Below are 20708 nucleotides of genomic sequence, written 5' to 3'. Positions count from 1 at the left end.
TGAAATTACCCTCTAATCTTAGTATGTTTTTTTTGCCTCCAATATCCCTTCCAGAAAGACACTTCAAAGAACAAGATAGCCAGCCAATCAGAAAATGCTGAGCTTTGATCTAACTGTTCTAAAGTATCTTAGTTTTCGAACGATCAACAAAAATCATTTCAAAATCTGCGAAAAAACGAAAATCATTTCTTTGAAGTACAGCATCAAATGAACGAGACCCTTCTTGTAACTAAATCTGCTATGACAAACATGCACGTGACAATTATGTATTTTGGGTCCTTTCCTCGATTCCAATAGAGATTTTGTTTTGAAAAAGAGGTCGAGACAAAAGTCGTTTAGGTTTGAAAAATTGGAGAAAAAAGAGGCTAGGGCAGAAGTGTTCAACTCCGAAAAATAAGAAGAAATTCACGAAAATTGCTTTTCAAATTTTTGTGAATTTCGGCTTATTTAAGAAGGAGTTGCTTCTGCTCCCGCCGTTTATTCGAGGGTCTGTAGCAAATCTGTTTTTTAGATTTGTCCCACATTTACTTCATTATTCTTGTTTGTTGGTTTCCTCTATTTTACTTCACGGTACTCATACTGTCGGTATATCTCCTGATCTTGCTGTAAAAAACGTTGAGCCCATGCTTGTGCATCAAAAAATTCAAGAAGCGCTGTATCAACTGGGTGATAAGGTGTAGCTAAAAAATCAGGCAATTCGTCTAATGCTCTTTCTTGAAGAAGAAAAATATTTTGAGGATCGTAAAAGTGATAATGCTTCACCGCTTCGTTATCCGTCACTAATTTTTTTTCAAAATAAAGTGATTCAAAGGTTCGCAATGTCACTCCCCGTTGTCCTTCACGTACAAGTTCTAAAATACCACGGGAATGAGCCGTTCGTTCTAGGTATTCTGTATAAGAAAGATAACCAGCTTGTTCGTTTCCTTTCAGCGGAAGAATAAAATAATTTGGTTTTATTCCACGTTTTTCAAACTCTTGTTTATACTCTTCTGCACGTTTTTTACGTCCATGGTTCGTCGCACCAAAAAATAGGTCAGACGTAATCTCGACTTTTGGCATAACCATATGTTTAGAATAAAAAGAACTGTTATGCTTCAATCCAATCTCTCGTGCTTCTAGAAAATCAAAATGATAGAACTCATTGATTGCCGGTTCTTGCTCTGCTGCTCTTAATAAATTGAAATGCTCTTCTTTGAAATGATTCCAGAAAAAAAGCACGATCTTCGCATTTGTATAGGGACGAATCAGTTGCGCCATCTCAAGTTCAAAGCCATAATCTAAAAAAATGATCAGTTCATAGGTCGCCAACTTTTTTTGAAAGGAAGAAAAAAATGTTGGGACAAATAACTCTTTTGCTGTTATTACGTCGAGTGAATCAATAGATGGAAAAAAGTACAACGATCGATTTTTTGGAATCAATAAAATAGGTGATGCAGTCATCTCAATCCCCTCGCTTTCAAATCTCAATATAAAAGAATACTACTTTTTGCTATCATATCGCCTTAACGATCAAAAAAGCGAATAAAACGCTTGCTTTCGCAAAATAAAGGCGAACAATCACACTCACTAGGACAAGTCATTATGGCAAATTTATGATGTTTTCATTAAAGTAACCGAAAACATTTACAGAATAGTTGAAATTATCAGATAATTTGCTATGATAAAACAAGTTATTTTCAAAGTAGCTGATTATTTAATTATTAAAAAACAAGCATTTCGGTTTGATATTACTAGAAAAGGAGTTCTTTATGGAAAAAACTAAAAACACCAAACTAAAAAAACAACTTAGCTCCAGACACATCACAATGCTTGCATTAGGTGGTGCTATCGGTGCTGGTTTATTTAAAGGAAGTGGCGAAGCAATCGGTATTGCCGGCCCTTCTGTCTTGATTGCCTTTTTGATTGGCGGATGTGTCTTATTCATCGTTATGAATGGTTTAGGGAAACTGGTGCTAGATGGTGGCGATACTCAGCATGGTCTTTCAGGTCTTGTCCGTCCTTTCTTAGGTTCGCATTCTGCTGATTTTGTGGATTGGGTCTATTATTCTATGTGGACGATCAATATCATTGCAGAAGCAGTTGCTGCAGCCTCTTTCTTGCAATTATGGTTTCCTCATATCCCTACTTGGGCGTTTGTTTTGATCTTAGCTGTTTTAACTACGTTGATCAACTTATATTCTGTCCGATTATTCGCTGAAACAGAATATTGGTTAGCCTTTGCTAAAATCAGCGTGATCATCTTGCTGATCATTTTCGGTATCTATCTAGTGGGTCAGCAAATGTTGGGACATGGCGTTTTCCCTACTTTGCAAAATATCACGAACCATGGCGGATTTGCTCCCCATGGCATGAAAGGAGTCATTAACTCTTTACTCGTAGTGATCTATTCATATGGTGGATCAGAACTGATCGCTATCACGGTTAGTGAAGCTGATGATCCTAAAAAAGCTATTCCCAAAGCAATTCGTGGGGTAATGGGAAGAATCGTTTCATTCTATATTATTCCATTGTTTTTACTATTGATTATTTTCCCTTGGAATAATTTGGCAGGAACAACAGTTAGCCCATTTGTGATGGTATTTGAAAAAATGAATATTCCTTTTGCACCAGATATCGTCAATTTTGTGATCGTACTCGCACTCTTTTCGTCAATCAACTCCGGTGTCTATGCTTCTTCCCGTCTGTTGTATTTTCGATTGAAGGATAAAAAAGGTCCAGCCAATAAACTTGCTGTTTTGAATCGACACCATGTCCCTCAACGTTCTGTACTTTTTTGTGCAAGTATCTTATATCTTGGCGTTGTACTTTCTTATTTTGTTGGGGATGAATTGTTTGGTTATCTTGCCGGTTCCCTCTCCTATACAGTCCTAGTGATATGGATCATGATCAGTGCCGCAGCTTTTATCCTCTCTTTAAAACGAGGTACTTTGTTTGCAAAATGTGTGAATTTACTCGCTTTGGTCATCTTAGGATTGATCTTGATAGGTATCTTGTTAACAAATTCTATCGGGGTTACTGTATTGACTGCATTGCTTTACTTGATCATTTTCTTTAGTTATCGTAAAAAAAATGATAGTTTTGCTATACAAAAAGGCTAAAAAACAATTGAATGAGTTACATGAAACAAGCAACTAGATTATCGCAAATCAGTTGCTTGTTTTTTATTATGATGAGAAGATAAAATGGAATGATCGAGCGCTTCAACTTTTATGGATATCCGCTTGTTTTGAAACGATAACACTAAAAAAGCCGTATCATCTTGAAAAAAGGTTTCCCGATTTTCAAAGTGATACGACTTTTTACTAATTAGAACAGGAGCGTTCGACTCTACTTTTCTTTACTCAAATTGGGCGTTTTCTTGTTGTGCTTCAACAGATTCTTTACTGATTTTTTCTACACCTAATCCAGTAAAAGCACTGACCATTGAGAACACTGGCGACAATAGACTAAAGAAGACAAATGGCAAGTATGTCAACGTTGGAACCCCAAAAGTACTAGCAACAAAGCTGCCGGCGATTCCCCAAGGAACAAGGTAATTGATAACTGTACCGCCATCTTCCAATGTCCGTCCTAGTACGGTCGGATCAAATCCAGCTTTTTGGTATGTTTCTTTAAAGGCATTACCAGGCAAAATCACTGATAAAAATTGCTCTCCAATAAACAGATTCACACCGATACTTGTCATTAAAGTAGTAAAAATCAATTTTGGCGTATTCGTCATTTTTTTAGAAACGACATCCATAACGGTTGAGATCAACCCAAACTCAATAAGCAAACCACCTAGCGACAAAGTTAAAATAATCAGAGAAACCGTTGGCATCATGCTTTCGATCCCGCCTCGACTAAGTAACGCATCAATTTGTTGATTTCCTGTTTTTGCTACAAATCCTGACTCGATGACAGTTGCCAATCCATTCAGTGATGTCTGTGGGTCTTGGATGAAAATCATACCTACTGCAACAGCGATGTTCAATAAGATGGTCAAGATGGCGGGAACTTTTTTCCATGCACATAACAACATAAGAAATAACGGTATCAATGACCAGATGGAGATGGTAAAGTTGGCTTCTAGTGTCGTTGTGACTTCTTGGATTGCTGATAAACTTGCCCCTTTACTTGTATGACCTAAAATCGCAAACAAGATGAAGGAAACAATGAATGCAGGAACTGTTGACCACATCATATGCTTGATATGTTTGAATAGATCCGCATCAACGATTGCCGCTGCTAAATTAGTTGATTCAGATAGAGGTGACATTTTATCGCCAAAGACAGCCCCTGACACGATAGCACCTACTACTAAAGCTGGGTTCAGTCCTAATGTTGTACCGATGCCGAAAAAGGCGATGCCGATCGTAGACATAACGGTAAAGGCACTACCGACCGCACTACCAACGATTGCACAAACAACAAATACAGATGGAACGAACCATTGAACACTAATCAGTTTGAAGCCAATGACCATCAATGTTGGGATGATCCCTGCTTGTATCCATACCGCAATCAGTGAACCAACTAATATGAAGATAAAGATCGGAATGATCCCTGGTTTTATCCCGTTGATGATTCCTTCATGAAGCCATTCCGTTGGGTATCTCTTCACAACAGCGTAAAGCATGACCATACCGATCGCTGCCAAAATTGTGATATTGGGTGATAATTTTAGCCCAACTACCCCAATCGCAATACTTAATACAATCACTGTTAACACTAAAACTGCTTCTTTAAAACTTGGTTTTACTTTTCTCTCCATGATAATTCTCCTTTTTTAAGTTAATCTAAGACCTAAAAAAGAGTAAATATCGAATGACCCCGCCACAATTCATCTGCGTTTCCTCCTTCATTTAAAACAAAAAGACCTGTTTTCAACTAAGGACGAATGACTCCGCGGTACCACCTTAATTAAAAACAGATCTGTTTTTCACTTTGATTAGCTATTCAATTATTGAATCCTTTTCATGTACTTCGTCATCAAGGCTTGATCGGTTCACAGCAACCACCGACTTTCTGGACTAAACACCCAAATGCTACTATGTGAAAAGTTGACTTTCATGAAGTTTACCTTCTTCTTCTTTGTTTGTCAACCTAAATGGAATAATTTTCTTATTTTTCTGAAAATAACGTTGCAATGAATTGCTTAGAACGTAGAGCCCTCGTCCTTTTTCTTTGCTACGATTTGTTGATGCTCTTCTTTGATCTGTGCTAACAATTCTGGGTTTTCAAAAAGATCCAACGCTGTCGCTGCTAAACATTCAGCCGCGATCGCAATCGAAGCCAATCCTTTTTCACTCTTAGCCGCTGCTTTGAATTCTTCCGAATGGCCAGCGATATAATCATCTGAAATCGACACAGTTGGTTGGATGGTAGGAATCACTTGGCTAACATTACCTACATCTGAAGAGCCCAAGCTTGTACGTAGTTTCCGTTCAATTTCTTCCTCAGGGACTCCTGCTTCTGCAGTATGTTGGAAGAACAATTCATCAAATGAAGGTGTAACGATCACATCATCAACTGCATTTTGGAATAGGCCAAATTCATAAGTTGCTCCTGTACTCAATGCTGCCCCTTTAACGATATTTTCCACTTTTTTGTATACTTCATCTAATGTTGGCCGATTGCTTGCTCTCAAATAAAATCTTCCTGCAGCATATTCTGGGATAACATTTGCCGCTACGCCACCATCTGTGATGATACCGTGGATATTGACATCTTTTGGCAATTGAAGACGTAATGCATTGATGCCGTTAAATACTTGGATCAGTGCTTCTAATGCATTGATTCCTTTTTCTGGAGCCGCTGCTGCGTGGGAGGCTACACCATAAAATTTGATATCCACTGGATCATTCGCTAATGACTCTGTTGTTTTTCCATAGCGATATGCAGGATGCACACATAATGCTGCATCTACATCTTCGAAAAATCCCTCACGAACAAAACTGCCTTTGGCTGAGCCATTTTCTCCTCCTTCTTCGCCAGGAGTACCATATACACGGATTTCTCCACCGATTTCTGCAATTCTTTCACGGATGATACTTGCTGCTAACACTGAATATGTGCCAAACAAATTATGCCCACACGCATGACCAATACCTGGTAGAGCATCAAACTCAGCTAGGAAAGCAATCACTGGCCCTGGTTTGCCAGAAACAAAACGAGCGTCGAAGCCAGTGCGATGTCCTGCTACGTCAGTCTTTACGTCAAATCCTTCTTTTTCCAATTGATGGACCAATGCGCTTGAAGAATAGAATTCATAGTTGCTCACTTCCGGATGATTATGGATATCTAGTGCTAGTTCTTGGTAATCTGATAATCTCTTTTGGATAGCTTCCTGCAATTGGTTTGTTGTGATCGTTGATGTTGTCATAAGTAATTCCTCCTCTAAATTGTTTTGTTATTTGCGTCCAAATGTGTCCCATGCTGGTACACTTGACCCTTTTGATGTTTTTTCAATCACTTTCGCTGTATCTTTCGTTTGGTATGCATCTACTACTTTTTGATAAGTCTTGTTCTTTTCGTCTTTCTTTCTAGCAACGATGATATTCACGTATGGACGTGCACTGTCATCTACTGGTTCTATGAAAATCGCATCCTTTGTAGGGGTAAATCCTGCATCTACTGCCACACCACTGTTGATAACAGAAATATCCACATCGTTCAATGATCGCGCCGTTTGTGAAGCATCTAATTCTGAGATATCCAACTGTTTTTTATTTTCAGTAATGTCTGAAACTGTCGGCGTTTGACCTTTTGATTTATCTACTTTGATCAGTCCTGCTGTTTGTAAAAGTAATAATGCCCGACCTCCGTTAGTGACGTCATTCGGGATAGCTACTTTTGCACCATCTTTGACTTTTTTCACATCTTTTATCTTGTTTGAATAGATACCTAATGGTGCATTTACCGTGTTCCCGATCGAAACCAAATCTGTTCCATGCTCTTTGTTATAGTTATCCAAAAAGAACTGATGCTGAAATGAATTCAAATCGATCGATCCATCTGCTAGTGCAGCATTTGGTTGATTGTAGTCGGTAAATTTTACATATTCCAAATTGATATTTTCTTTCTTGAGACGTGCTTTTACATCATCCCATACATCCGTATCCTCGCCGACGATCCCTAGTTTTACGGTAGTTTCTTTTGCTGTATCTTTGGTGGCTGCTTTTCCTTGGGAACATCCTGCTAACCAAATCAGGGCAACAATGACAATTGTGGCAAATCGAATAATTTTTTTCATTTTTTTTCCTCCAACTTAATGTGCTATTTTTTTTATAATTAGATTACTGATGAATTGACTTAAAAAAACAAGTGCTAATATCAATAATGTTGCTACGATCGTTACATCTGTCTGGAATCGATTATATCCTCTAGAAATAGCTAAATTCCCTAGTCCTCCTGCTCCGACAGCACCTGCCATTGCAGTTAATCCAATCACATTGATGATCGTCAAAGCAGATACTCGCACGATTCCAGGTAGGCCTTCTAATAAATAAACACGAAGAATAATTCCAATAGGGCTCGTTCCCATTGCTTCTGCTGCTTCAATGACTCCTGGGTCAACTTCTAGTAAGGCATTTTCGATCTGGCGGGCAAAGAAAGGAACGACTCCAAAAATCAAAGGAACGAGTGCTGCTTTTGCACCGATCGTTGTACCTACTAAAAATCTGGTCGTCACTGCCAATAAAGACAACAAAATAATAAACGGGATCGAACGGATAACATTGATCACTTTATCCAAAATCTCAAAGAATAAACGATTTTCTAACAATCCTTTGGGTCTAGTCACCACTAAAGTGATTCCTAAAATAATTCCTAAAATACCACCGATCAACGCTGTCCAAAAAGACATATACAGGGTCTGTTTTGTCGCTTCAATGAATTCATCTGGAATCAAGTAAACATTCGGTAGATATTTTTCAACTAAACTGCTCATGTCAAATTCCCCCTTCTGCAATTTTGATTTGTTCATTTTCTTCATTCTTCTGTAGCACATTGACTCGAACACCCAAACGTATCAAATAGTCCAGTGCCTTTTGCCGTTGATTCGTTTCACCTGCGAGTGTCACGATCAAACTTCCAAGCGGTGTTTCTTGCAACAATTCAACATTTCCATAAAGGATATTAGCAGTCACTTGGTATTTGCTGTAGAGCTGTGCAATCAACGGTTCATTCGTCTGATTCCCCACATAACTCAATTCAACCAACCATTTATTCGTGATCTGTTCTGCAAAAGCTCGATGTCCAATAATTGTTTCAAGTGCTTGATCTAAATGCGTAGCTGTACGAATAAAATCTTTTGTCAACGCTTCTTGTGGATGGCTGAATATCTGGACACTGCTACCTTTTTCTACGATTTTCCCATCTTCCATCACCGCCACCTTGTTGCATACTTCCTTGACTACTTGCATTTCATGCGTGATCAAGACGATCGTCAATCCCAACTTACGGTTAAGTTCCTTTAGCAAGGCTAAGATTTGATGTGTCGTTTTTGGATCAAGTGCGCTCGTGGCTTCATCACATAATAAAACTTTTGGTTCATTTGCTAATGCGCGAGCAATCGCTACACGCTGTTTTTGCCCTCCTGATAGTTGATTCGGGTAGGCAGATGTTTTTTCTTCTAATCCAACTAACTCTAGAAGTTCGCTCACTTTTTGACGACGTTCCTGTTTTGACTTTCCCGTATACTTCAGTGAAAAATCAACGTTGTCAAAAATCGTGCGGTTCTCCATCAAATTGAAATGTTGAAAAATCATCCCAATCGATTTTCGTTCTTTTCTTAGCTCTTTTGCCGAAAGCTTGCCTAAATCAGTTTGATTGATGATGACTTTTCCCTCTGTAGGTTTTTGTAACAGATTCATCACTCGGACCAACGTACTCTTTCCTGCACCGGAATAACCAACGATCCCGTATACGTCCCCTTTTTCAATAAACAAGTCGACATCTTCTACAGCTTGGATCACTTTATCTTTTTGATGAAAACGGACACTTATATTTTGTAATTCAATCATCTTGTTTCCTCCTTTTCTTATACTAAAAAAGGCATCCTCAAGAAAATGATCTTTATCACTTTCTTGAGGACGCCTTTTGCGTGTTACCACCTCATCTTCGAGTTGAACTCACATTCAACTCCTTTTCAAGTACATACATACTCTAGCAAGATATCGGTCGCAACCGTCACCGCCTCACAATTTTTGCTTGGGGTGAAATGCTCAATAGCCATTTTCTAACTGTTCCTCTTTGCTTCTTCTCAGCTGTCGAAGCTCTCTGTTAAAAGATTTCCAGTTGTACTTACTATCTCATCGCAAAAAAATATTAAAAAAAAAATCCTTTTACCAACACATTTTGTGTTAGTAAAAGGACGATCAATCGTGGTACCACCTTTATTCGGAAGTTTCCTTCCCTCTGCCCAACATCTTCATTTGAAGAGATTGGTGTTCATTTTAACGGATGAACGTGAACCGAACCTGCCTACCTATCGACAGATTATTCTCCGAGGCCATTTTTCAACTTTGCGAACTTGACTCTTTGCACCGGACAGAGTCTCTCTGAGAAGTCTTTCAAGTTTACTTTCCTCATCAACGAAAAGTTATTTTGTTGTTGGACATAATTTACCTTAACAAAATTTAAAAGTCAAGCATAAAAATAAAAAAAATTATATCTCGCTTAATTTATTGTTTTTTTATCGAGCATTTCAACAACGATACGCAAATCTTTTCCTTCAACCAATAATGTTAATCCAGCTTTTTCTTTGGCGGAGTAGTTTCGATCAAAACTAGCATCTGGAATCAAAACAACTCCTAGCCCAGCACGTGAAGCTGAAGTAGCTCCCACTAGTGAATCTTCTATCGCAAAGGCTTCATGTGCAAGCAATCCTGTCTTTTCGAGAGCTGTCAAATAAGGGATCGGTGAAGGCTTATTTTCCGCTACTTCATCACCAAAGGTCAACGTATCGAAATAGTGCGACAGATCAAATTGTTCTAAGATATCTGTGGCTCTTTTTGTAACAGTCGTAGTCGCTAAACCTAATTTGAGTTGGCGTTTTTTTAACTCAGTCAAAATTTCTTTTGCGTAAGGTTTGAGTGCGATTTCTCCACCACGTAGTTTTTGGTAAAAGTATTCCTCCCGTATTGCTCGGACTTCTTGCACTTTCTCTAGACTGCCGGCAGCTTCAACTAAAATATCAAAGCTCTGCTTCCAGTTTTTACCGCTCCAGGCATCTACGATTTCTTTTGGTATTTCTATTCCATATTGCTCAAAGCCCCATAGCCACCCATCACGATATGTTTTTTCGGTGTCGACTAATAGACCATCTAAATCAAATATTGCGCCTTTCATACTTTCACTAATCCTTTCAAAAAACAATACCTTTAGTTTAGCATGAGTACCAGTTGAAAGTATAGAAATGAGTGCAAATTTCATGAAAATTATCCTAGACAATATCCTGATAATATCCTGACAAAATCACTACACAGCAGTTACATCGGATAATCAGTGTCAAAACTGTCCTTTCGATTCAACACAGAAAGAGGTTGGGACAGAAGTGTTTAACTCCGAGAAATAAGAAGGAGTTGCTTCTGCTCCCACCGTTTATTCGTTTTTAAAGTATGAGACAAAAGTATTTCTTACTTTTGTCCCACATTCTCCTGCTTGATGGAAACCCATAGCTCAGATGGGCTCTCTTTCTTCTATATTGTCTTGATTTGTAAGATCAATTCATTTTATAACAATTCACCAAATTTTTTGATATAGATTTTTTTGACCATCGTGACTAAAGCTAAGTAAGCTAGTACCGTCACAATCAACCAGATCCAATACGTTCCTGGTAAAGGCAACAAACCTAATTCTGCACCAAAGCCTGTGAATGGTAAAATGGACCCTACGACTATTCCCAAAGTGGTAATGATGAACATCGCAAATGTTGCGTTACTTTGTAAAAATGGAATCTTCGGTGTACGTAGTGCGTGCAGTACCAACGTTTGTGTCCACAAGGATTCGACAAACCATCCGGCATGGAACAATGCAATAAATACGACTTGTTGTTTCGCATCCAATGAGTGGAAGTTTCCCCCAACAACAGCTGGACAAATCACAAAATACATCAATAAGTATGTGGTGATATCAAAGATTGAGCTGGTTGGACCAAAATAGACCATGAATTTTCCAATACTAGATGCTTTCCATTTCTTAGGTTCAGTTAAATATTCCTTATCCATTTGATCCCAAGGAAGAGAGATACAAGAAACATCATAAATCAAATTCAAGAACAAGATTTGTAACGGTAACATTGGTAGGAATGGTAAAAATGTACTAGCGATCAATACAGAAAACATGTTACCAAAATTCGAACTTGCTGTTGCTTTGATATATTTCATGATATTCCCAAAAGTTTCTCGACCTGACAAAAGACCTTTTTCTAAAATCGTCAAGTCTTTTTCCAAAAGAATCACGTCTGCTGATTCTTTGGCAATATCCACCGCTGTATCCACTGAAATACCGATATCAGCTACTTTCATCGCAGGTGCATCATTGATTCCATCACCCAAAAATCCTACCGTGTGCCCATTTTGGCGCAAAGCTGTAGTCAATCGTGCTTTTTGTTGTGGATTTAATTTGACGAAGACTTCATGATCTTCAGCTACTTGTGCCAATTCACGATCGTCCATCTCTGAGATTTTTTCTCCTGTAATCAGTTCATTGATCTCTAATCCAACTTGTCGACAAACAGAACGAGTAACCAACTCATTGTCACCAGTCAAAACTTTTACGGCCACCCCATGATCTTTCAATGCTTTTAGTGCTTGTTTTGTTGTTTCTTTTGGTGGATCAAGAAAAGCAAGATATCCGATCAAGACCATTTCGGATTCATCTTTGACAGAAAATTCTCCAACTACACTTGGGTTCGTCTTTTGTGCGACTCCAATGACCCGAAGACCGTCTTCGTTTAGATCTCTTACTTTTGCTAAGACAGATTCTCTTAACTCTTTCGTTAACGGACTAACAACACCCCCAAGATCGATATAGCTAGAGATGCTAAGCATTTCTTCAATTGCACCTTTTGTGATCATCTGCGTTTTTCCCGCAACATCTTCCACTACTACACTCATCCGACGACGTTCAAAATCAAATGGAATCTCATCCACTTTTCGATAATTGATGCTATCCGTTGCCAATGTTTCTTTTGCTTCTTCAATGATCGCGACATCAAGTAGATTTTTTAGTCCCGTTTGATAATAACTATTCAAATAAGCATGTCGTAACACACGGTCATCTTCTTTTCCTTCACAATCCATGTGGTATTCCAAAATGATTTTATCTTGTGTCAACGTTCCTGTTTTATCTGTACATAACACATCAATTGCACCAAAGTTTTGGATCGCATTCAGATTTTTGATGACTGTTCCTTTGTTCGCCATCACACTTGCACCTTTGACAAGGTTAGTAGTGACAATCATCGGTAACATTTCTGGCGTCAATCCTACGGCAACCGATAGGCCAAATAGAAAGGCTTCTAACCAGTCACCCTTAGTAAAACCGTTGATAACGATAACCGTTGGTGCCATCAACGCCATAAATTTGATCAACAACATCGATGTCTTATGGATCCCTATCTCGAAACTTGATTTGATCGGTTTTTCAGAGAGGGTCTGCGCAACATGTCCAAACAACGTTTGATTTCCTACAGAAATGATGATGCCCTCAGCGCTTCCGCTGATGACATTACTTCCCATGAATGCAAGATTATCGTAGCTTGTTTCGCTAAGTGTCGCATCTTCATAAACATGTGCTTGTTTTTCCACTGGATAGCTTTCACCTGTCAAAGCCGCTTGAGAAATAAATAAATCTTTTGCGGATAATAACCGCATGTCTGCTGGGATCATATCTCCCGCTGATAAGCGCACTAGGTCACCACAGACGATTTCTTCCATCGGGATTTCAGTATATTTGCCATTTCGTTTGACCGCAGCGGTCACTTTTACTAATGATTTTAATTTTTCAGCTGCCTGATTCGAACGAACAGACTGTATCAATGTCATTGTTCCACTGACGATAACCATTGTAAAAATGATTGCAACACCAAAAAGATCCTTGTCGCCGGGTGCGGCTAAGACATATTCTGTGATAAATGAAATAACACCTAAAGCAATCAAAACTAATGTAAAAGGCGTGATATATGCTTTCAAAACTTCTACAATAAACGGTGTTTTCTTTCCATAAGAAATTGAGTTTTCACCATACTGTTCTCTTGCTTGTTCAACTTGTTCTTCTTCCATCCCACGATCTGTTGAATGAAAAAATTGCAGTAATTCTTCTTTTGTTTTACCTGCAAATGCAGCATAGATTTTTTGTGTATCTTTCTTTTTTTCCATCTCATTCTTCTCCTTTTTGTCAGCCAAAAAGTACGTACTGGTAGCTTTTTTACTGATCAGTTATTTTATTGGAGAGAGAAAGAAAAAGCTGTTCCTAAAGGGGCTGAAAACAGATAGATAATAGTCTCAGCCAGCAGTTTCTCTCGCTCTTGTTTTTTCGCAGGACTGTCATCCATTTGTTCTCATCTCCTTTATTTGTTTACTTTCCAACATATTTTTTTCTATTTTCAGCTTCAACTTCCCAACAAAATCACCCCTTTTACGCATAATTTGGAAGACTAATGTAAAAAAAGCAAAAAGACCTTTCGCCAAAATCCAGCGAAAGGTCGAAAAAGCACACGAAAAAAGCTTCTTTGATCTCATCGTTGAGTTTTGACACTGTACAACGTAAAAAGCAACTTCTTGCTTTTAGCTACCTTATGAAAAGCCTTGTCTCGACAATTCCTGTTCTACCCATTGGCGTCTCTCGACGTTTTTGGGCAGTAGCCTATGTTTGTATAGGAGCCTCACCTAACAAATCTTATTTAGTTTTCCTCCGTAAATATAACAACATATAGAAGGAATGTCAAACTTATTTTTTTGATTTTTTTGAAAATCTTTAAATAACGACTGTTAGCTTTTTTTATTGTCAGTCACCTATTCTAGACTTCACTAATATTTGTACCTTTTTATAGACACAAGTATAATAAGACTATAACAATTGAACAGGAGTGATTGAGATGGAACGAACGCTTGTCATTATTAAACCGGATGGTGTAAGACGTCATTTAATCGGCCGAATCATCCAACGATTTGAGGAAAAGGGTTTAGCAATCACCGAAATGAAATTTGCTACTATGACAGAAGAATTAGCAAAAGAGCATTACCAACATTTATCTGGGCGTAGTTTTTTTTCTGAATTGATCGACTACATGACTTCGGGGCCAGTTGTCTATTTAGTCTTAGCTGGTGACGATGTAATCGACATCGTCCGCAAGATGGTTGGCGCAACAAAAGCTGTCGATGCCGTTCCAGGAACGATCCGTGGTGATTATGCTTTACCTGGAACAGAAAATATCATTCATGCTTCTGATTCCCGTGATTCTGCAACCAATGAAATCAATCGGTTCTTTCCCTTATTTGATACGCAAAAGAATAAGGCAGCGATCATCCACCCCGATTTAAACAATTAAAGATGATACCAGAACCTTCACTGAATCACTCAGCCAGAGATTTCTAATTGTGCTTAGCATTTGGAAATCTCTGGCTGGTCATTGTTGTGCTTTTTTGTACTAATCCACTTTATCTGCCGTCGCTTCTCTGGTGTCCAACGGCTGCTAATTTTTCTTCAAGTGCCACGCGTTCTTTCTTTCCCAACGTGTATTCAATCACAGAAAATAGTGTATTCGTTCCTTCTATGATCGGTTCGCCTAAAGCTGCAGCAATCATCCGCCGGTAATACTCAAGCATCAGCATCTCATAAATGATCGTTGACTTTTCTTTGTGAGCTAAACTGCGGTACATGTCTTCATTGATACTACGGGCTTTTTTGAAACGTTTTTTATCAATATAGTAAATGGTTAAGTTTTTTAAAAAAGTAAATAAATATTGATCCGATAGTTTTGAATCTGGCAACAGCCGCATTCTTTTCTTGATTTTTAAATAATGATTATCAATGAATGAATCACTGAATATGTAAGGAAACTCAGCTAATATCCCCAATTCGAAGAGTCCATATTCTCTCATTTGCATAAAATACTCTTCAATTGTCCGACATTCATATTTTAAAAACTCTAATTGCAACTCCCCTTCTGTTTCCCAAAACATCTGTAGATTCAATACCAGATAATAGAGATCCGTCGTTTTTTTGAATTGTTTGCGATTATTTGCAATTTCCTTATAAGGATCGAAGTTATCTTCTTGGACTTTGTTTAAAAGATGACGACTTTTCTTGATTTTCTTTGGTTCATCCATTTGATTACGTAACCATTCGTACTCAGCCAAAGAAATATTTAATCGTTCTAAAAATGCTTTCAGTGTCAAAAAGGATATTTTTTTTACTGAATTACTTTCAATCCCTACTAAAGACGTTTTAGAACAGATTCCTTGTGCTAATTGTGATTGTGTCAGTTTTCTGTTCACCCTAAGTTGTTTGATCAATTTCCCATCGTACATAAAATTCCTCCTCCATCGTTTGAATACATCCAGATTTTTGTATTGGCTCTTCCCTCATCCAAGAACAGAATGAAGCAAGAACGTTCAATACTAAAAATTTGTTTCATTCATTAATCAAATACGCAAAAAATAAAAAATTCATGAATTATAAAAAAAACTTCTAAAGAAATGGAACATCCAGTCTCTTTAGAAGTTTTTTAGTATGATCATTTGCTTGTTGCTGGTTCTATGGGATAAAGGTTCGTCGTTGTTTTATTGCCATTTTTTGAATAGACACTCGTTGAATTGTTTCCTTTTTGTTTTTCGATTGATTCATTTTTTTGTGCTTCATTTTTATAATCATATTTTTTAGGATCGATCGTTTCAAATCCTTCTGGGACATAGAATCTTAGAAGATTTTCCTGATTCAATTTATCAGAGAGACTTAACGCTTTTTTCACTTTATCTTGATCTTGTTTGATCTCTTCCTCGATTCCTGCTGTTTTTTCATCGATAACTTCACCTGTTTGATTATTATAGGTTTTTCCACCTAAGACGGTATAATCCGGCGTAACAAAGTTTCCATTTCTAAATGCAACTACTTGATCGTGTTTGGCAGACAATAGGTCTGTTCCAAAATGGATATAATTCTTATCATCGATACCTACTAGATGCAACAGAGTCGGTAATACATCGATCTCTCCACCATACTCGTGATTCACTTTTCCTTGCGTATATCCTGGGATATGGATCATCAACGGCACCCTTTGCATTTGAGCATCGTCAAATTCATTCCAAGTCTTAGCATCTTTCCCTAGCGCTGTTGCGAGATCTGCATTGTCTGTGTTGGAGATTCCAAAATGATCCCCGTAGATCACAAACATCGAATTTTGATAAATACCAGATTTCTTCAAATACGTAAAGAACTGTTCTAATGATTGATCAAGATAATGAGCAGTTCGTACATAATTATCTACCGTACTATTCCCTGTATTCAATGACGGAAAGTCAAAATTCTTATCATCTGTATAATAAGGAGTATGGTTCGTGACAGATAAGAATTTGGCATAGAAAGGTTGTTGTAAGTGTTCCAAATATTGAGTCGATTCACTAAATAAATCTTTATCCAAAATGCCATACCCGAGAGTTTCATCTGAATCTTTGAAATAAGAACGATCAAAGAAATTCTCGTATCCAAGGTTTTTGTACACGTGATCTCGATTCCAGAAGCTAGCAACATTCCCATGGAAGACAGCACTTGTATATCCTTGGCTTTGTCCAAGGATTGCTGGCGCTGCTTGGAAGACATTATCTGAGCCAAGCTCTGTAAACAATGAACCCTGAGGCAAACCAAAAGTACCAGTTTCTAACATATTTTCTGCATCACTTGTTTTCCCTTGACCCACTTCATGGAAGAAATTGTCAAAACTGATCGTTGATTGATTTTGAAAAATACTATTTAAGAATGGCGTGACTTCTTGACCATCCACCTTCATATTGATCAAAAATTGCTGAAAACTTTCTAAATGTAATACAATGATATTCTTTCCTTTGGCAATGCCAAATGTATCGGGATTTGGTTCAGCATAATGTTGTTTCGTATAATCTAGTACTTCATCGATTCCATTACTGCTTGCATGCGCGCGTACGCTACTCGTCATTCCCGTTTTGATGCCATCGTAAATCGTATAAGCATCGATCCCTAAATATTTCACGATGTAAGAACGATCAAACGTTCTTTGTAATAACTGAGGGCGATTCGCTTCACTGAGCGCTAAATTACCAGAAAATATCAAAGCGGATAGACAAGTGAGGGCTAGCGCAACTGGTTTGGGCACAGCCGGACTCTTTAGTGGAACTTTTTTCACGATCAACCAACCAAGTAGACCGATAAAGATGAGAATATCCACCCAATATAAAATATCATGGGGTTCCATCAAAGAAAAAGAGCTTCCTGAAAGACCTTGTGATACTTTTGAAAATCCTAATACAGATTTCACCGTAATGAAATCAGTGAATTCACGGTAAAAGATAATATTCAAATATAGAACTAATGTATTTAAAATATCAATGATCAAAAGGACAAACAACGCTGGTTTGAGCTTCTTTATATATAAAGATAAGCCAAAAAAAAGCAGTGTCGTTGCAATCGGATTGATCCATAAAATAAAGTATTGGATACTTCCTTCTACTCCCAATGAAAAATCAATACAATAGGCAAAAATTGTTTTTAACCAAAAGAAAAAACTGGCGATCAGAACAATCATCAGACGATTTTGGCACAATTTTTTCAAACGTGTCACACATATCACTTCTCTCTATTCATTTTTGTATATTCTGCTCTTCAAAAATGAAAATTCTCTAAAAAAAAAATTATTTTAAGATTTTTTTAGAAATTAGCTAAAAACATGCCCATCTGATTGGCCGGTTTATCTCAAAAACTAAAAAAGAATAGAAACAACTAATTCGTTTTTCTACTCTTTTTAGATAGTTCTATTGATTATTTTGATTTAATTCACTTTGATTATTGACCGTATTTACACCTGTTTCCCCACTAGTCGAAGGAGGTGCTGTCGGAGAATCTGACGTAGTGGTAGACTCTGAATTTTTTTTCACTTGCTCGTTTGTTTTGATCCATTCTTTTAGTCGTTTATCGACTACATCTACATTGATTTTATCCGAATAACTGGTTTTGACTTTGCCATTTTTTAATCGGGCCAAGGGTTCCCCTTTGTTGGTTAGTAATAAAACCGTCAAGTGTTTGTCCTTGAATTGATATTGTCTAAATGAAATCGCACTCAGCACATCATCTATATTGATGAACTGATTATTTTCCTTATCTTTTGGCAAATAGATCTCTAATTCTCCCTTATCGTAGTTGGCTACTAATTTATAATCTTCCCACCAATACGTCGAAAATTCTTTTTTAAATTTATCTACTGATTCTTTACTTGCAACTATTTTTTCTGTATTTTTTTGAGAAATATCAGCTGTCATTTTTCCTGAAGCCGCAGCAGACAAAATAAGCAGTAGGAAAAAACCAAGTAACCAAAAGAGAAGAAAAGGTCTCTTTTTTCTCATGCCTTCCTTCACTCCTATTCAATTTTACCTATACTATTATATACAAAAAAAGGGGCTTATAGAGGAAAAAATAAAAAAAAGCTTTAAAAAACTAGAATTATTTTTTATCGTCTAAAAAAAGGATGCACATACCCATTTCTCCTAATTCGAACCACTTTTTTCTCTTCCATTTGCTTGATGCTTTTATTGAGGAAAATATCCATGACAGATTTTCTTGTTGCAAAATAAACTTATACATGATTACAACAGACACCTTTTTACCGTCTATACTAAAAAAAAGAATATGGAACAAAGGTAAAAATCAGTTTTGCTACAGACTCTCGAGTAAACGGCGGGAGCAGAAGCAACTCCTTCGGAAATAAGAAGAAATTCACAAAAATTTGAAAAGCAATTTTCGTTCATTTCTTCTTATTTCTCGGAGTTAAACACTTCTGTCCCAGCCTCTCTCAAATAAACGGTGTCCAAAAGTCAGGTTTTTCGGAAATTTCAAAAAAACGAGCAATACAAAAAACGTATTGCTCGTTTTTTCTCAAATTTCTCAAACCTACACGACTTTTGTCGCGACCTCCTCTTTATTGCTATAAAATCATTTCATTTTTATCAGATAACTCTTTAAACCAATAGCCGGATTTCTTGATCGTCCGTTTTCCATCGTTTGATAAATCGACAGAAATGAACCCATATCGGTTTTTATAGGCATTCGTCCAAGACCAATTATCCATACACGTCCACATATGATAGCCTAAACAATTACTACCTTCTTGAATCGCCTGATGCACATATTTCAAGTGTTCTTGAACAAATTCGATTCGATAGTCGTCATGGATCATCCCGTCTTCTTTGATGAAACGAGCTTCATTTTCGACACCCATCCCATTTTCAGAAATAAAGCAGTCGATATTGCCATAGTTCTCACGAACATTGACCAAAATATCATAGATTCCTTTTTCATAGATTTCCCATCCTCGATAAGGATTCATTTTACGACCAGGCATCTGATAATTATCAAAATAGTCTTCTGGCATCGGACCGTTTTCTTGATCGATCGGTGTTTCTTTTGCCTTTACTCTTCGAGGCTGGTAGTAATTGATCCCTAATAGGTCGATCGTATTTTCTTTGATGATCGTCAAGTCGCCCTCATTGATTGCAGGCATGATCCCTAGTTCTTTGACGATTGCTACTAATTCCTGTGGAAATTCTCCTTTGACCGCTGGATCTAGAAAAGAACGATTGAAAAAGGCATCAGCGATTGCAGCTGCTTTCACGTCTTCTGGATTTTTTTCATCTCTAGGGTAACTTGGTGTCAAATTCAAAATGATACCGATTTGACCTTCTAGTTCCATTTCATGATACGCTTTAACTGCTAAAGCAGATGCTAATGCTTCGTGATAGCCTACTTGAACAGCTTGTTTCATGTCTGACTCTTCCGGATAATGCCAGCGGTAAAGATATCCAGCTTCTACAGGTACGATCGGTTCATTATGTGTGAACCATTTCTTGACTTTTGTTCCAAATAATTCAAAACAGATTTTTGCGTAACGTTCATATGCTTCCACTGTTTCCCGATTGAGCCAACCACCCTTTTCTTGGAGTGCCATCGGCATATCGAAATGATATAAATTGACAAAAGGTTCGATGCCATTTTCAATCAATTCATCGAAATAGCTATGGTAAAATTCAACTGCTTTTGGATTGACTTCGCCGATCCCTTCAGGAATCAAACGACTCCACTGAATAGATGTCCGAAATGAATTGTGGCCTGTCTGTTTCATTAATTGGACATCTTCTTTGTATTTTGTATAAACTTGCGATGCTTTTCCCGGTCCTACTTGATTGAAAAATTTTTCTGGTTCTTTACTGTACCAATAATCAAAGATATTTTCTCCTTTGCCATCACCAGATACACGGCCTTCCGTTTGAGGACCACTTGCTGCTGACCCCCACCAAAAGTGAGCAGGAAATTGATAATTTGTCATAGTCGCACCTTCTTTTATAGAGTTACAATAACTTTTGTGAATCTCATCACTCGTTACTTCCCCATCAATATAGCAAACGTTTTCTCAACTTACAAGCCTATTTATGAAACGTTTTCTAAAAAGGATTAGACCAATTGACATTTTTTAAAATAAC

At 37.6% G+C, this 20708-nt stretch carries 14 protein-coding genes, 1 pseudogene, 1 riboswitch and 2 other annotated features; of the genes and pseudogenes, 2 read left to right on the top strand and 13 right to left on the bottom strand.

The genetic code is table 11. The features are described from left to right. Positions 1-555 precede the first annotated feature (555 nt). A complete protein-coding gene (locus FGQ66_RS10020) occupies positions 556-1440 on the bottom strand; it encodes a WaaS/CpsH family glycosyltransferase (RefSeq protein WP_138302325.1) in 885 nt (294 codons plus the stop codon). A gap of 308 nt (positions 1441-1748) precedes the next feature. Between FGQ66_RS10020 and FGQ66_RS10015 the strand changes: the two genes are divergently transcribed. Further along, entirely contained in the window at positions 1749-3098 is a 1350-nt protein-coding gene (locus FGQ66_RS10015; protein WP_138302324.1) for an amino acid permease, read from the top strand. Positions 3099-3337: 239 nt separating this feature from the next. Here the strand turns inward: FGQ66_RS10015 and nhaC are convergent, their stop codons facing one another. The 7 genes from nhaC to mgtA form a co-directional block, all read right to left on the bottom strand. Then, positions 3338-4753 (bottom strand): Na+/H+ antiporter NhaC, encoded by a 1416-nt coding sequence (gene nhaC, locus FGQ66_RS10010; RefSeq protein ID WP_138302323.1) that lies wholly within the window; start codon positions 4751-4753, stop codon positions 3338-3340. Positions 4754-5137: 384 nt separating this feature from the next. Continuing rightward, complete coding sequence (locus FGQ66_RS10005) at positions 5138-6364, bottom strand: M20 family metallopeptidase (protein ID WP_138302322.1); 1227 nt, start codon at positions 6362-6364, stop codon at positions 5138-5140. 27 nt (positions 6365-6391) lie between these two features. Next, entirely contained in the window at positions 6392-7234 is an 843-nt protein-coding gene (locus tag FGQ66_RS10000) for a MetQ/NlpA family ABC transporter substrate-binding protein (RefSeq protein ID WP_138302321.1), read from the bottom strand. A 15-nt stretch (positions 7235-7249) separates the two neighbouring features. Then, on the bottom strand, positions 7250-7930 hold the full coding sequence (locus FGQ66_RS09995) for a methionine ABC transporter permease (protein ID WP_081133967.1): 681 nt from the start codon (positions 7928-7930) through the stop codon (positions 7250-7252). 1 nt (position 7931) lies between these two features. Continuing rightward, positions 7932-9005 (bottom strand): methionine ABC transporter ATP-binding protein, encoded by a 1074-nt coding sequence (locus FGQ66_RS09990; protein WP_005877242.1) that lies wholly within the window; start codon positions 9003-9005, stop codon positions 7932-7934. A 62-nt stretch (positions 9006-9067) separates the two neighbouring features. Continuing rightward, positions 9068-9306 (bottom strand) — a binding site (T-box leader). Between the two features lie 42 nt (positions 9307-9348). After that, positions 9349-9585: a binding site (T-box leader), on the bottom strand. Positions 9586-9660: 75 nt separating this feature from the next. Next, positions 9661-10332, bottom strand: a complete 672-nt coding sequence (locus FGQ66_RS09980) for an HAD family hydrolase (protein WP_081134021.1) — start codon at positions 10330-10332, stop codon at positions 9661-9663. A 383-nt stretch (positions 10333-10715) separates the two neighbouring features. After that, a complete protein-coding gene (mgtA, locus tag FGQ66_RS09975; RefSeq protein WP_260607145.1) occupies positions 10716-13391 on the bottom strand; it encodes a magnesium-translocating P-type ATPase in 2676 nt (891 codons plus the stop codon). A 323-nt stretch (positions 13392-13714) separates the two neighbouring features. Continuing rightward, positions 13715-13889: riboswitch (M-box (ykoK) riboswitch) on the bottom strand. Between the two features lie 194 nt (positions 13890-14083). Between mgtA and ndk the strand changes: the two genes are divergently transcribed. Then, positions 14084-14536 carry a nucleoside-diphosphate kinase gene (gene ndk, locus FGQ66_RS09970; protein ID WP_005877232.1) on the top strand — a complete coding sequence of 151 codons (453 nt, stop codon included), beginning with the start codon at positions 14084-14086 and terminating at the stop codon, positions 14534-14536. 109 nt (positions 14537-14645) lie between these two features. Here the strand turns inward: ndk and FGQ66_RS09965 are convergent, their stop codons facing one another. The 5 genes and pseudogenes from FGQ66_RS09965 to gmuD all read right to left on the bottom strand — a co-directional run bounded on the left by FGQ66_RS09965 (position 14646) and on the right by gmuD (position 20554). After that, positions 14646-15518 (bottom strand): helix-turn-helix domain-containing protein, encoded by an 873-nt coding sequence (locus FGQ66_RS09965; RefSeq protein WP_005877229.1) that lies wholly within the window; start codon positions 15516-15518, stop codon positions 14646-14648. Between the two features lie 206 nt (positions 15519-15724). Further along, positions 15725-17800 (bottom strand): LTA synthase family protein, encoded by a 2076-nt coding sequence (locus FGQ66_RS09960; protein WP_138302320.1) that lies wholly within the window; start codon positions 17798-17800, stop codon positions 15725-15727. A gap of 190 nt (positions 17801-17990) precedes the next feature. Beyond that, the gene (locus FGQ66_RS09955; protein WP_005877225.1) at positions 17991-18578 is read right to left on the bottom strand and encodes a hypothetical protein; all 588 of its coding nucleotides are present in this window, start codon (positions 18576-18578) and stop codon (positions 17991-17993) included. Between the two features lie 320 nt (positions 18579-18898). Beyond that, positions 18899-19018: pseudogene (locus FGQ66_RS15700) on the bottom strand (DUF3788 family protein); the annotation flags it as partial. 138 nt (positions 19019-19156) lie between these two features. Continuing rightward, positions 19157-20554, bottom strand: coding sequence for a 6-phospho-beta-glucosidase GmuD (gene gmuD, locus FGQ66_RS09950; RefSeq protein ID WP_138302319.1), 1398 nt, complete (start codon positions 20552-20554; stop codon positions 19157-19159). Between the last annotated feature and the right edge of the window lie 154 nt (positions 20555-20708).

This window comes from Enterococcus sp. BSD2780061688st2 D3 (genome assembly GCF_005844145.1).
Taxonomy (GTDB): domain Bacteria; phylum Bacillota; class Bacilli; order Lactobacillales; family Enterococcaceae; genus Enterococcus_B; species Enterococcus_B durans.
The sequence above is the reverse complement of the archived record's forward strand: the minus strand, read 5'-3'. Positions and strand labels throughout refer to the sequence as shown.

Bases quoted from the DNA above. Each gene is read 5' to 3' on its own strand.
- FGQ66_RS10020 (WP_138302325.1), bottom strand. From the start codon at position 1,440: ATGACTGCATCACCTATTTTATTGATTCCAAAAAATCGATCGTTGTAC.
- FGQ66_RS10015 (WP_138302324.1), top strand. From the start codon at position 1,749: ATGGAAAAAACTAAAAACACCAAACTAAAAAAACAACTTAGCTCCAGA.
- nhaC (WP_138302323.1), bottom strand. From the start codon at position 4,753: ATGGAGAGAAAAGTAAAACCAAGTTTTAAAGAAGCAGTTTTAGTGTTA.
- FGQ66_RS10005 (WP_138302322.1), bottom strand. From the start codon at position 6,364: ATGACAACATCAACGATCACAACAAACCAATTGCAGGAAGCTATCCAA.
- FGQ66_RS10000 (WP_138302321.1), bottom strand. From the start codon at position 7,234: ATGAAAAAAATTATTCGATTTGCCACAATTGTCATTGTTGCCCTGATT.
- FGQ66_RS09995 (WP_081133967.1), bottom strand. From the start codon at position 7,930: ATGAGCAGTTTAGTTGAAAAATATCTACCGAATGTTTACTTGATTCCA.
- FGQ66_RS09990 (WP_005877242.1), bottom strand. From the start codon at position 9,005: ATGATTGAATTACAAAATATAAGTGTCCGTTTTCATCAAAAAGATAAA.
- FGQ66_RS09980 (WP_081134021.1), bottom strand. From the start codon at position 10,332: ATGAAAGGCGCAATATTTGATTTAGATGGTCTATTAGTCGACACCGAA.
- ndk (WP_005877232.1), top strand. From the start codon at position 14,084: ATGGAACGAACGCTTGTCATTATTAAACCGGATGGTGTAAGACGTCAT.
- FGQ66_RS09965 (WP_005877229.1), bottom strand. From the start codon at position 15,518: ATGTACGATGGGAAATTGATCAAACAACTTAGGGTGAACAGAAAACTG.
- FGQ66_RS09955 (WP_005877225.1), bottom strand. From the start codon at position 18,578: ATGAGAAAAAAGAGACCTTTTCTTCTCTTTTGGTTACTTGGTTTTTTC.
- gmuD (WP_138302319.1), bottom strand. From the start codon at position 20,554: ATGACAAATTATCAATTTCCTGCTCACTTTTGGTGGGGGTCAGCAGCA.